At 30.1% G+C, this 13,507-nt stretch carries 11 protein-coding genes and 1 pseudogene; all 12 read right to left on the bottom strand.

Annotated elements, in window-relative coordinates; all coding sequences use genetic code 11:
- Positions 1 to 1,028: TrkH family potassium uptake protein (locus SPD90_RS10945; protein ID WP_320925247.1), on the bottom strand; the 1,028-nt coding region annotated here is incomplete at its 3' end.
- A gap of 519 nt (positions 1,029 to 1,547) precedes the next feature.
- Positions 1,548 to 1,760: a hypothetical protein gene (locus SPD90_RS10940; RefSeq protein ID WP_320627135.1), complete on the bottom strand. Its 213-nt coding sequence runs from the start codon at positions 1,758 to 1,760 to the stop codon at positions 1,548 to 1,550.
- A 103-nt stretch (positions 1,761 to 1,863) separates the two neighbouring features.
- Positions 1,864 to 3,363 carry a sodium/proline symporter PutP gene (putP, locus tag SPD90_RS10935; protein ID WP_331680568.1) on the bottom strand — a complete coding sequence of 500 codons (1,500 nt, stop codon included), beginning with the start codon at positions 3,361 to 3,363 and terminating at the stop codon, positions 1,864 to 1,866.
- 299 nt (positions 3,364 to 3,662) lie between these two features.
- Complete coding sequence (locus SPD90_RS10930; protein WP_320925246.1) at positions 3,663 to 6,179, bottom strand: hypothetical protein; 2,517 nt, start codon at positions 6,177 to 6,179, stop codon at positions 3,663 to 3,665.
- 64 nt (positions 6,180 to 6,243) lie between these two features.
- Positions 6,244 to 8,325, bottom strand: coding sequence for an efflux RND transporter permease subunit (locus SPD90_RS10925; RefSeq protein WP_320925245.1), 2,082 nt, complete (start codon positions 8,323 to 8,325; stop codon positions 6,244 to 6,246).
- Between the two features lie 201 nt (positions 8,326 to 8,526).
- Positions 8,527 to 8,916, bottom strand: a complete 390-nt coding sequence (locus tag SPD90_RS10920; protein WP_320925244.1) for a hypothetical protein — start codon at positions 8,914 to 8,916, stop codon at positions 8,527 to 8,529.
- A 30-nt stretch (positions 8,917 to 8,946) separates the two neighbouring features.
- Entirely contained in the window at positions 8,947 to 9,399 is a 453-nt protein-coding gene (locus tag SPD90_RS10915) for a metallophosphoesterase (RefSeq protein WP_320925243.1), read from the bottom strand.
- A gap of 10 nt (positions 9,400 to 9,409) precedes the next feature.
- Positions 9,410 to 10,081, bottom strand: a complete 672-nt coding sequence (locus tag SPD90_RS10910) for a TetR/AcrR family transcriptional regulator (RefSeq protein ID WP_320925242.1) — start codon at positions 10,079 to 10,081, stop codon at positions 9,410 to 9,412.
- Positions 10,082 to 10,284: 203 nt separating this feature from the next.
- Positions 10,285 to 11,013 carry a hypothetical protein gene (locus SPD90_RS10905; protein WP_320925241.1) on the bottom strand — a complete coding sequence of 243 codons (729 nt, stop codon included), beginning with the start codon at positions 11,011 to 11,013 and terminating at the stop codon, positions 10,285 to 10,287.
- A gap of 340 nt (positions 11,014 to 11,353) precedes the next feature.
- Entirely contained in the window at positions 11,354 to 12,733 is a 1,380-nt protein-coding gene (locus SPD90_RS10900) for an aminopeptidase (RefSeq protein WP_320925240.1), read from the bottom strand.
- A gap of 30 nt (positions 12,734 to 12,763) precedes the next feature.
- On the bottom strand, positions 12,764 to 12,979 hold the full coding sequence (locus tag SPD90_RS10895; RefSeq protein WP_320624337.1) for a DUF896 domain-containing protein: 216 nt from the start codon (positions 12,977 to 12,979) through the stop codon (positions 12,764 to 12,766).
- Between the two features lie 81 nt (positions 12,980 to 13,060).
- A pseudogene (locus SPD90_RS10890) lies at positions 13,061 to 13,507 on the bottom strand (PLP-dependent aminotransferase family protein); the annotation flags it as partial.

Below are 13,507 nucleotides of genomic sequence, written 5' to 3'. Positions count from 1 at the left end.
AAACACTCTACTTCTTTTTTTCTTCTAAATGTTGATAATATACTCAATGTCAAGACGGCAAATGTAGTAGTTTTTATACCTCCAGCTGTAGAACCTGTTGAACCTCCAATTAACATAAGACATATCATTAAAAATAAGCTAGATTCCTTCATAGCTGCTAAATCCATCGTATTAAACCCTGCTGTTCTAGTAGTTACTGATTGAAAAAGCGACATTAAAATCTTTTCAGGCAAGCTTTTTTCTTCAAAAACTACATTATTATTTTCAATAATAAATATAAGTAACGCACCAGATAAAATTAAGAAGACAGTTACACTAACGACTATCTTTGTATGCAATTTATATTTTTTAAATTTTAGTTTTTTATCCACTAGATCCTTCCATACAAAAAAACCTAACCCACCTATTACTATAAGTGCCATAATTATAATATTAAAATACCAATTGTCATAGACACTAGTTAAAGATGAAAACTCTGTATAATTTCCCATAAGATCAAATCCAGCATTACAAAATGCAGATATTGAATGAAATACAGAAAAATATAATCCCTTTAAAAGCCCTAACCTAGGACAAAAATAAAAGCTTAAAAGCAAAGCACCGCCTAATTCTAATATAAAGCTTCCACGAATTATAAATTTTGTCATTCTAATAATACCACCCATTTGCGGCGCTGCAATTGATTCCTGCATAGCATATCTAGAATTCATACCTATCTTGGCACCTGTAATAGAAATTATACTTATAGCAAATGTTACAAATCCAATACCTCCAATTTGTATTAATAATAAAATTACAATTTGTCCAAATAAAGACCAGTATGTATATGTATCAAATCTTATAAGTCCTGTAACACAAGTAGCTGATGTAGCTGTAAAAAAACAGTCTAAAAACGAGGTTCTTTGCCCTGCTCTAGTTGCAATAGGCAACATTAATAATAAAGCTCCTATTAATATAATCAAGCAATATCCAGCTAAAATTTTCTTCATTGGTGAAATTTCACTCATTTTCTTAGTAAAAAAATCCATATTATTCCTCCCAATAATCTCGCTTGTAAATTATAAATTAAGCTTCTAATTTTTAATTATTTAACCAAATTATAATCATTACATAAAATTCCAATCATAACTATTATATGAAATTCTAAATTAAGAAAATATAAATAAAATCTAATTTGTATAAAGATTGTATAAAGATTACACATACCCTTTTACATCTTTATACAATCTTTATATCTATATTTTTTTGTTAATACAAATTTAATATTATTTTTGTTAGAATTATCACAAATAATATTATTAATTTAAATCTTCAAGATTCTAGCTACTTATTTTTAAATTAATAAAGCATTTTTTCTGTGTTAGGGGGCATTAATATGACTGAAATATTGCTTATAATTGTATTAATAGTTACATTTATATTATTTTATTTCATTGCCAAATTTTTCGATGATTCCATGTCTAATATGAAATCTAATACAAGAAAAAATTAACATATATTCTAAAAATTAAGCGAGAGTCGTAATATAACTCTCGCTTAATTTTTTATTAATCTACTTTTTCACACCAAGAACAATTTACATAATACTGACCATCTACTAAACCACTATTTTCATTTACAACCTTGACTCTCTTTCCGTCGTATTTAGCTCCAAAGCTCTTCTCAACAGATGTAATTTTACCTTGGCTTTTTTTAACTGCTTCAAAATATTTGTCCTTTACAAAAATATACTTTCCTTCATTATCAAAACCTAAACTCATAAAATCACCTCTAAAATATAATCTGTTTTATATTAAAAAAGCATCGCCAGATAATGTAAATGATTCTGACAATGCTTTTAAATGCTTTAATATAAAATTTTAACTAACAATTTTGATTCATTTGATGAACCTTATCGAATTCAGCTTGAATTTCTTTTGAAGGTTCTTTATCTAATTTACTTACTATGTAAATTACTATTGCTGATAATATAAATCCAGGAACTATTTCATATAGACTGAATATTCCTCCGTACATAGCGCCTAAATTTCTCCAGATTATAGCAGTTACACCACCTGTTAATAAACCAGCGATTGCACCTTTTTTAGTAGTTCTCTTCCAGAATAGAGAGAATATCATTATTGGACCAAATGTAGCCCCAAATCCTGCCCAAGCATTTTCAACAAGTCCTAAAACTGTGTTGTTTGGATTTAAAGCTATAATTACAGCTATTATAGATACCACAACAACTGTCAAACGACTGACTGCCATTAATTCTCTATCACTAGCATTTTTTCTAAATTTAGCCTTATAAAAATCTTCAGTTATTGCTGAAGCTGTAACTAAAAGTTGAGAATCGGCTGTACTCATTACAGCTGCAAGTATAGCTGCTAAGAATACTGCCGCTATAATAATTGGGAATATTTTCATAACCATTAGTATATAAACAGTTTCTCCAGATGTATTGCTTAAGTCCTCAGTTAAAAATACTCTACCTAGCATACCAACTAAAGTAGCTGCAGCAAGAGAGAATATTACCCAAACCATTGCTATTATTCTTGATTTTTTAACACTTTTAGCGTCCTTTATACCCATAAATCTAACTAATATATGAGGTTGTCCAAAATATCCAAGCCCCCAAGCAAGTGATGACACTACACTTATAAGTGCAATAGATGATCCATCAAGTGTTATAAATGGATTTAACATATTTACATTTACTGCTTCAATTCTAGCTAATGTAGCATCTATACCTCCCATGCTAACTACTGCAGCACATGGAACTATTACTATAGCCACGAACATAAGTATACCTTGAACTAAATCAGTCCAACACACAGCGAAAAATCCACCTGCAAAAGTATAAGATACAACAACCAATGCACATATCAATAATGCCACTGTATAGTCGATACCAAATACTGTTGAGAATAATTTTCCTCCAGAAACAAATGCAGATGCAGTATACACTAAGAAGAATATTAATATAAATAATGAACTTACAATTCTAATGATATTTTGGTCATCCCTGTATCTTTTTCCTAAAAATTGTGGAATTGTTATTGCATCACATACTTCAGTATAATTTCTAAGTCTTTTAGCAACTAATTTCCAGTTAAAATAAGTCCCTATTGTTAATCCTACTGCTATCCATCCTGCTTCTAGTCCTGCAAGATATGCTGCTCCTGGTAGCCCCATTAACATCCATCCACTCATATCAGACGCCTGTGCACTAAGAGATACTACCCAGCTTCCTAATTTTCTTCCACCTAAAAAGTAATCTTCTGTATTACTAGTTTTCTTGTACGCCATAAGTCCAATTAATAGCATCATAACTAGATATAAAACGAAAATTACAATTATAGTAAGATTGCTTTGTATCAAATTCTTTCCCTCCTAATTCTGATAATTATCCATATTCTTATATTTTTAGACAATTATTCCATTATATTTACATAAGTATACTATAATATTAATATTTATAATAGTCAATAATATTATTTTTTTTTATATAAAATTTATTTTTGCTTATAAAATTAAGCAATATATTTGAAATACTTTGAATAATAAATGCGCTATATTTATCTAAAAAGTAATAAATTGCAAAAAATTAGAGATGATATAAACCATCTCCAATTTTTATTGTATTTGAGAAAAACAATAATTTGTTATTTTTAATGTATCTATTTATTGAATAATCCCTTTATCCAATCAAAGAAACCTTGTTTTTCTTCTCCATTATTTTGAGTTTCTTTTTTATCAGTATTTTGTTCTTGAGTACTATCTTCTGATTCTTGAACCTTTAATACAAATCTAACCTTACCGTCCATATTATTGTCAATTCCTGAGAAGTTATTGTAGTCTTCTGCTGCACTTACTAATTCGTCCTTTACATCCATTACGTTGTCTAGTTCTGATATTAATTTATCGCCTTGGTCGTTTAATTCATCTAAGCCTTCTGTTTTTAATTTAACAGCTCCATCGTATAATTGGTCAGTACCATCTGCTAATGTAGATATACCATCTTTTATTTTTGTAGAATTTGTACTTAATTCTGATGAACCACTCTTAAGCTTAGCTACTCCACTTGTTAGAGTAATTGCTCCTGATACTAGTTTTCCTGTTCCTTCTGACAATTGTTTGCTTCCTGCATACGCACTATTTGTAGCTGATGACAATGTAGCACTTCCTGATTTTAATTGTGAGCCTGCTTTTGCAAATTGACTTAAATTTGTACCAAATGTTTGTGAACCACTCGCTAATTGTGATGAACCATTTTTAAGCTCAGCTACTCCACTTGTTAGAGTACTTGCCCCTGATACTAGTTTTCCTGTTCCTTCTGATAATTGTTTACTTCCTGCATATGCGCTGTCTGTAGCAGCTGCTAATTTACTTGAAGAATCGTTAAGTGTAGTTCCAGCTCCTGCAAATTCACCTAATTTAGAGCTAAATTGTGATGAACCATCTTTAAGCTGTGATAATCCTGATTTTAAGCTAGATGCACCGTCAGAAGCCGAATTTATGCCTACTTTAACTGATTTTAACCCTTCTTCTTGTTTAGATGCTACAGTTTTAAGTCCAGCACTTATTTGATCTAAGCTAGATGCTGCCTTATCTAAATCCTTAGATTGTTCTTGTAAGCTTTGACCTAACCTAACTATTTGATCTGCAAGCTCGCTATCTCCATCTGCTGCTGCCTTTTGAGCTAAAGCTTCTATTTGCACTTTTAGCTCGCTGTTATCTGATGATGATAACTTCGAAGATACTTGAGATACTGAGTCAGCCAATGAATCTACCTTATCTGTAGAGCTTATCAAGCTATCTACTCCATCTCCTAATTGATTTAAGCCACTATTTAAGCTCTTAGCTCCACTGTATGCAGAAGATATACCGTTGTCTATAGTGTCGTATGATTGATCTAATTTATTTGCATTACTTACATAGCTTTGTACACCATTTGCAAATTTTGTTTGTGATGAGCTCAATTCCTTAAGTCCACTATTTAAAGAATTTGCACCATTATCTAATGTTGGTAAGTTATCTGTAAGTGTTTTTGCCCCACTATCTAACGAGCTTATTCCACTATCTAATGAGCTTATTCCTGAATTTATTTGTGAATAAGCTGCATCTAATTTATCGGCACTACTTGTATATTCAGATATTCCTGAGTTTAAAGTTTGTTGACCATCGTTTATTTGTTTTAACCCACTTGTCAAGCTCAATGCTCCATTATTCAATGTTGGCAAGCTATTTGCTAATGTATCAGCTCCGTTTTTTAATGTTCCTATGCCGCTATCTAATGTTTTTACTCCACTATCAAATTTACTGTAATTTAAATTTAAAGTTTCAGTTCCATCTGCAACTTGTTTTGCTCCATCTACTAAGTCTGCCCCACCTTGTTGCAATTGATCTAAAGAATCCTTTAATTCGCCAAAGTCCATATCTTCATCTATATCCTCTAATGTTCCAGTTATATCGCTAGTAACTGCAAACATTATAGTCGGAATTTGAAAATTAGTTGTATTACCTGTTATAACTATTTCATCCTTTAAATTTAAGTAATCGTTCATATCCTTGCTTAAATCTAAGGATTCACTAAGTCCTGGTAATGATACAAATGTTATAGATGCATTGCTACCTTCATCTAGCATTACACCTGTACTAGTTTCTATATCCTTGAAATTATCTCTATCTAGAGCTATTTCACCAGCTGCTAAAAATGGTGTATATATTACTCTTTTTTCTCCATCTATTGTGACAGTCTTTTTTATGTTGTTTTTTAATTTTATAGTTATTTTAAAGCTACCACTTTGACCTTTTACTTCTTTAGGATTTACTTCTTTTCCGTTTAATTCATATTTTATATTTACATCTATTGGTAGTCTTTCATTTGTTTCACCTTGATAATATAAATCATCTCCGCTTACATTCCATCTAACGTCGTTTCCACTTATTGTAGGTTGTTCATCGCCCTTTATATTTTTTATATTTGTCAATTTACTTACGTCTTTTATACTACCTAATGATGTATCACTTTTTATCCAATCAGATACAATATTTTTGATTGCATCTCCATTTTCATCTAATATCGAATATACTGTTTCATCCTTAGTTACCTTGTTATCACTTTGTGCAAATACACATGCACTATTTGCTGCGACTAAAGCTGCTGTTGCCATAGCTATTGATTTCTTTTTCATGATTGATCTCCCTCCATTATTTAATGGTCTCTTTACAATTTTTCTAATAATAATTATTTTTTATCTAATTAACTGCTTTTATTTTATTTTCAAAATTTTTACTAGTTTTTCTTATAATAGGTTCAAATACAAGCAATAATGCTGGCAATATGAATATAATCATAAACATACTTATTATTGCACCTCTTGACATCAAGCTACATAGAGAACCTATAAGCTCTAATTTTGACATAACACCTACACCTATAGTAGCTGAGAAGAATGATAATGCACTTGTCATTATTGAACCACCACAGTGTTGTATCGCTGACTTCATAGCTTCAAACTTATCATCTGTATAATCTAGCTCTTCTTTAAATCTAGAAGTCATAAGTATAGCATAATCAACTGTCGCCCCTAGTTGGATAGTTCCTAAAACTATAGATGCTATGAATGGTTCTACCTTTCCTGTATAATAAGGTATACCTAGGTTTGCAAATATAGCACATTCAATTGCTGCTACTAACACAACCGGTAGAGATATTGATTTAAATACTATAGCTATTATCACAAATATAGCTAGTATTGAAACTGCACTTACCTTCTTGAAATCAGAATCCGCAATTCTTATTAAATCCTTTGTAAGAGGAGCTTCTCCACCTACAAGACCTTCCTTATCGTATTTATGAACTATATTTTCAATTTCTGTCAATTGAGCATTGCATTCATCTGATGCTGCTCTGTATTTTGAATTTAACATTAATTCTTCATATCCACCTGTTTTTAACTCACTCAAAAGATCTTCTGGTATCATCTCTTGGCTTATTGCAGGTCCTATATATTTTTCAAGTCCTATTACTGAGTTTACCCCTTCTACCTTTTCAAGCTCTTTAATCATAGAAGTGACTTGATATGGCTCTAACTCGTCGCTTATCAATATGAAATCTGTACTTTCCATGTTGTAGTCATCTTTCATCTTATTAGTCGCTATTATTGATGGAAAATCATCTGGTAGAGATTCATCTAAATTATAGTAAACCTCTGCGTTGTTATTACCGATAAACGCTGGTATAAGTATCAATACAAATAATATCGCCAATTTCTTGTAATGTTTAACTATAAAATTAGAAGCTTTCTTAAATGCTGGCAATATTGTTTTATGTGTATATTTGTGTATTGGTTTATCAAATATCAATATCAATGATGGTAAAATAGTTACTGTGCATAAAACTCCTATTATAACTCCTTTTGCCATTACAAGTCCCATATCCATTCCTAATGATAAATCCATAACACAAAGTGCTAAGAAACCTGCTACAGTAGTAGTTGAACTACCGACTACTGATACAAAAGTATTTTGTATCGCCCTCGACATAGCCTCTATTCTGTCACTAGTTTGGAGTAATTCTTCGTCATATCTGTGGAGCAAGAATATCGAATAGTCCATTGTTACTCCAAGCTGTAATACTGCAGCTAGTGCTTTAGTTATATACGAAATTTCTCCAAATATTATATTTGATCCGAAATTATACAATACCGCCATACCAATACTTAGTAAGAATATAAACGGTACAACTGTTGATTCCATTGTAAATAATAAAACTATTAAAGTAAGTATTGCAGCTATTACTACGTACAACGGCATTTCACCATCTGCACAGTCCTTAGTATCCTTTATAATACCACTCATACCACTTAAGAAGCCTTGCTCTCCCACTATTTTTCTAATTTGCTCTACTGTATTTTGAGTGGTCAAAGTCGCAGTTCCTTCTTTAAGCATTACTATTATCATAGTAGACTTATCTCCGTTGTAAAGTAAATCTGTCATATCCTTTGGTAGTATTTCCTTTGGAACTGATAAATCTACAAAATCATCAACCCAAAGAGTTTTTTTAACTCCGTCTAATTTTGCTACCTTATCTTTGATTTCAGCTACGTCTTTGTCTTGCATATCCTCGACAATCAACATCGCTACAGATCCACATCCAAATTCATCCTTTAAAATTTTCTCTGCCTGCATTGTAGATGTTTCTTCTGGCAAATAACTTAATATATCGTAGTTTACATCAGTTTTTATAAACCCAAAAACTGCTGGAACTAATAAAATTATTGCTAATAGTAAAATTGCTTTACTATTTTTGGCTATCGCTTTAGATATCCTTTCCATAAAAATCTCCCTCCATTTTTAGGCGTGCCCAAATATTTATACCTAGATTATAGGGCGTGCCCAAAAAAATGTCAATAGATTTTCATGCTATTTTTTGTAAACTTTATTTAACAGTAATACAAAAAAAGAGCACCTAATAAAATAAATCTATTTGGTACTCTACTCTATATAATTATTTATTTTTCTATTTTTAATTATCCACTATCGATGCTTTAATTTTATATTTACAACCTCTGGCTTGCAGTTTATTCTAATTAATACCTTTGAACCTCCAAGTCCCTTACTGACTATCATAGTGGATTTATTTTTTACATATTCCCCTAAATCGTATTTGGGTAGAAATTCTCTATTTGGTGACAATAAACCACCTACAAAAGGCAATCTGATTATTCCTCCATGTACATGTCCACATAGACTTAAATCCGCACCCCATTTTTCGTATTCTTCAAAATAAAAAGGCGTATGTGATAACAGGATATTGTACTGGTTTCTATCTGGGTTTCCCAGAGATTCGACCAAAAAGTTTCTATCTATATCGGTATTTTCTCCTCTTTCAAATAAATACTTATAACAACTATATGGAACTGTCAAACCATATAGATTTATTACAGAGCTTCCTCTTTATATTTCAACCTTTGCATTGTCTAAGTTTGCAAAGTTCATTTCGTGTAATCTTTTGAAATACATTTCTTTGTATTCCTCTTTGTATTTTTTAATTAAAGACTTTTGCTCGTGATTGCCAATTATATAGTAAACTCTATATGATTCTACAAGCTTTGCCATAAAGTCCAATGCTACATCGTAATTATTATTTTCTCCATCGACTAAATCACCTGTAATTACAACTATCTCTGGCTTTAATTCCGATATTTTTTTTAATAATCTTTCGTTGTTTTTTCCAAAAGACTTGCTGTGTAAATCAGATACTTGAACTATACTGTATCCGTCGAACTCCTTTGGAATTTTCTCATTTTGGATTATATATTCTTTTGTCTCTAATGTATTCACATTGTATTTTATAAAAAAATAAAAAGCTATAAGAATACAAATAACTACAAAAATAATTTTGTCCATAAAACACCTCTTAAATCTTATGCAAAAATATATCAAAGCTATCTAAAAAGCCATCTATATCCAATTTATTTGCTATATTTATTGCATTGTTTACAATCTCATCTACTTCCTTTTTCTCGATAATATTTAATAGAATCAATCTAGTTGATATTACTGATTTTATGATATCCTCTATATCCAATTCTATATCCTTATTATAATATCTTCTAAGTAGCTCCTCTTCTCCTGCACAACCTACAGCGACACTTATATAGATATCTTTTTCATCGACTTTATAATGAGTTTCTGTAGCTTTTTTCTTAAATAAGTCTATCAATATGTTTACATATTCCTTTTTAATAACAGGAACCTTTGATGCTTCTATATATATTCTAAATAAATTTTCATATTTAACTATAGTATAAGTATACAGACATTGTGTTATAGCGTAATTTAACAAAAGCTCTGTATCATTCATATCGTGGTTACTTATTAACTCGTAAATCTTGTTCAATATTTTCTTATAGATAAAAAGCAAAATATCTTCTTTCTTTTTAAAATAATAGTATAAATGACCTCTACCAATTCCAACTGCATCTGCAATTTGTCTTATAGTAGTTTTTTCATATCCATTAACTAAAAAAAGGTTAAAAGATTTTTTTATTATTTCCTCTTCAAGATCTACCTTTTTATTACTACTCATAATATACGTCTCCTTTTTTTGATGTATAAACAATCATCAAAACAATTTATTATTTTTAATATAAATTTTGGGCACTAATATTTTATTTTTTTTAAACATTTTTAAGTATATCATATAAAATTAATTATGTGTTGTCAAAAAAAAGAGGATGTACACAAAATAGATTTTATTCTATTTTGCGACACCCCCATCCTTTTAAATTTCTAATTCATTTCTTTTTCTAGAGTAGACAATAGATTTGAAAAATTTGTTTTGTCTATAAATTCAATCGAATTGTCCTCAAATACTACTATAAGAAATTGGCCGTCCTCCATATGGTAAGCTTCTATATTAACATTTTCTTCTATATCCGCATAAATACTATATTGACATTGTTTATGCTTAGTTATATTCGATATGCTGCTTTTATCTTCACCTATATATCTTTCCAGGCTATCCTCATCTATACTTTGACTGTTTAAACTATCATACTCTTGATATTTTAAAATTGCAACATTGGCATTTTTATCTTTTACTTGTGATATATCAAAATTTTTAAAATCGCAGGTCTCAACTCTATTCACTTTATCATCCTTCAATCCTATATAAATTGCACTTCCAGAAAATTTATAATCTGAAGTGTATTTAGGATATACTAGACCCTTGCTTAAAACCTCTACATTCTCTACATTTTTCATTTTTTCTAAATCCTTAAAGACATCGATATCATCTACCTTTAATGAATACACTGTACTATAAGGATTACCCATATTTTTCAAAACATAGTCGTAATCTTTATCCATAATCACATTTACATCGTTTTGCACCTTTGTCATCGTGTTTTTTTCTATAGCTTCCTTTGAAGGTTTTTTAGAATTTATATCTGAATTTGAACATCCAACTAAGAATGTCAATATTATTATCGGCAAAATTAAATTTTTTATAATTCTCATATGCTAGCCCTCCTTTCATTTTATAGGTACAACATATATACAATTTATTTATATTATACATACTTTCGCATTAAAAAAACATTTTTTAAACACTTGTAATATTTTTGTCATATAAATATTTATTTTAAATTAAAATTTTGTAACTAATCCCTTATTTTAATAATATACTAAATCCACTCTATAAATCAACAACTTTGTAATATATAATGGGTTTTATCCATATAAAGTCTAAAATTTATATCATTTGTTAAAATAAAAATTGTATTTACAAAACAATAGAAAAAATAAAAACAAAAAAACGACGTTAAAAACGCCGTTTTTTTATATAAACATATCATTTCTATTTATTAAAAAATGCTTTATATCCTCTGTACATTTCAAATATGTCAGCCTTTGATATTATTTCATAAGGTGCATGCATGCTTAAAACTCCGACTCCACAGTCTAAAACCTGTGCATCGTAATTAGCTAAGATGTAAGCTATAGTTCCGCCTCCACCTTCGTCGACCTTACCTAATTCACCGCTTTGCCATACTACATTTGCTTCGTTAAATATGCTTCTTATTTCGCCGACAAATTCAGCATTTGCATCACTTGTGCCGCTTTTGCCCCTTGCTCCTGTGTACTTAGATATGCATACTCCACATCCCACATGACAAGAGTTATTTTTTTCGTATACAGAAGAGTAGTTTGGATCGTATCCTGCATTTACATCAGCTGATAAAACCTTAGAATTTGAAAATGCTCTTCTCAATTTTAAATCAGAGTAATCTGTTTGTAGGTTTATTAATTCTGCAACTGTATTTTCGTAAAATCTCGAATGCATACCTGTATTACCATTAGAACCAGTTTCTTCTTTGTCTGCACAAAATGCTGATACTGTATATTCTGGATTTTCAGTATCAAGTATTGCCTTTACAGCTGCAAATGAACAAACTCTGTCGTCGTGTCCATAAGATAATATCATAGAGCTGTCAAATCCAACATTTCTAGCTTTGCCAGCCGGAACAACTTCGATTTCTGCACTTATAAAATCCTCTTCTACTAAATTGTATTTTGAATTTAGTAATTTTAAGATATTAGCTTTAACCTTTTCTTTTTCTTCCTTTTCATCTGGAATACTTCCTATTAATACATTTAGGTCTTCTCCCTCTATACCATCTGCTAGAGTTTTTTGTTTTTGCTTAGCTGCTAGATGAGGAAGTAAATCTGTCACGCAGAATACAGGGTCGTTTTCTTCGTCTCCTATACTTATTTCAACACTTCTTCCATCCTTTAATACGATTACACCATAAAGTGCAAGAGGTATTGTAACCCATTGGTATTTTTTTATTCCACCGTAGTAGTGAGTTTTAAAGTATCCCATACTGTCGTCTTCGTATAGTGGATTTGGTTTTAAATCTAATCTAGGTGAATCTATATGACTTCCTATTATTCTCAATCCTTTTTCTATGTTATTTTTACCTATTATAAATAAAGCTATATTTTTATTTCTATTTATACAGTATATCTTGTCTCCAGGCTTTACTTCACTTAACTCTTCTAGTGGTTTAAATCCTTTTTTTATAGCTAAGCTTTCTATTTCTTTGACACATCTTCTCTCTGTTTTTCCCTCGTTTAGGAAATCCATATATTCATCAGAATACTGCATGACATTTTTCATATTGTCCATTTCATCTATGACTTTCCATCCATTTCGTAGCTCGTATTTAAGTTCCATCTCAAATTCCCCCATTTACTGAATAAATTTCTAGTTCTTTTTCTTTGCCTTCATACGTCTTTCGTATTCTTCTGGTGACACTACTTCTATATTTTCTAGTCTAGCTCTAAAATTAGCTCTAAAGTTAGCTAAGTACTCTTTTCTTAAAACATCTCTTTCTTTTATTTCTTCTGGTGTTAAACCTTCTTCTGTTTTATTTTTTCTTGCAAGCTCGTTAATTCTATCTATTTTCTTTTGATCAAACATATTTATTCTCGCCAAATACCCATAAAATCTCGTCTTTGGCATCTCCTTTACTTAATTTTTTATTTTATTATAATATTTCTACTAATAAAATATTTTATTACTTCTTAAATTATTTCTCTCTTTATAGTTACTGAAAAAGGCATCTAAATTCTCACTTATTATAGATATTCCTTCCCTAATATCATCTAAAGATGCATTTGCCACATTTATTCTAAAATATCTATCATCCATTATATTATCAAAGAAATAAGTTCCAGGTGTAATTATAACACCTTTTTCCAAGATAAAATTGTAAAAATCATTAGCTGAATATCCCCTTGGAAGCTCTAAAAAGAAATTAATACCTCCTACAGCATTTCTGACCTTCAATTTTTCACTTAAATTTTCTTCTATTAGCTTCTTTGCCAAGCTGTATTTTTCGTAATAAAGTTTGCTTATATTATTTAGATATTCGTCCCAGTTAAAACAGCTCATGTAGTAATACATAGACTTTTGTATTAAGCCCGGTGTTGAAATATCAGAAGAGTA

This window comes from Intestinibacter sp. (assembly GCF_034113885.1).
Classification (GTDB): domain Bacteria; phylum Bacillota; class Clostridia; order Peptostreptococcales; family Peptostreptococcaceae; genus Intestinibacter.
Note: the sequence above shows the minus strand (reverse complement) of the source record. Positions and strands in the feature narration are given on the sequence as shown.

Bases quoted from the DNA above. Each gene is read 5' to 3' on its own strand.
- SPD90_RS10930 (WP_320925246.1), bottom strand. From the start codon at position 6,179: ATGAAAAAGAAATCAATAGCTATGGCAACAGCAGCTTTAGTCGCAGCA.
- SPD90_RS10940 (WP_320627135.1), bottom strand. From the start codon at position 1,760: ATGAGTTTAGGTTTTGATAATGAAGGAAAGTATATTTTTGTAAAGGAC.
- SPD90_RS10925 (WP_320925245.1), bottom strand. From the start codon at position 8,325: ATGGAAAGGATATCTAAAGCGATAGCCAAAAATAGTAAAGCAATTTTA.
- SPD90_RS10895 (WP_320624337.1), bottom strand. From the start codon at position 12,979: ATGTTTGATCAAAAGAAAATAGATAGAATTAACGAGCTTGCAAGAAAA.
- SPD90_RS10900 (WP_320925240.1), bottom strand. From the start codon at position 12,733: ATGGAACTTAAATACGAGCTACGAAATGGATGGAAAGTCATAGATGAA.
- SPD90_RS10915 (WP_320925243.1), bottom strand. From the start codon at position 9,399: ATGGACAAAATTATTTTTGTAGTTATTTGTATTCTTATAGCTTTTTAT.
- SPD90_RS10905 (WP_320925241.1), bottom strand. From the start codon at position 11,013: ATGAGAATTATAAAAAATTTAATTTTGCCGATAATAATATTGACATTC.
- SPD90_RS10910 (WP_320925242.1), bottom strand. From the start codon at position 10,081: ATGAGTAGTAATAAAAAGGTAGATCTTGAAGAGGAAATAATAAAAAAA.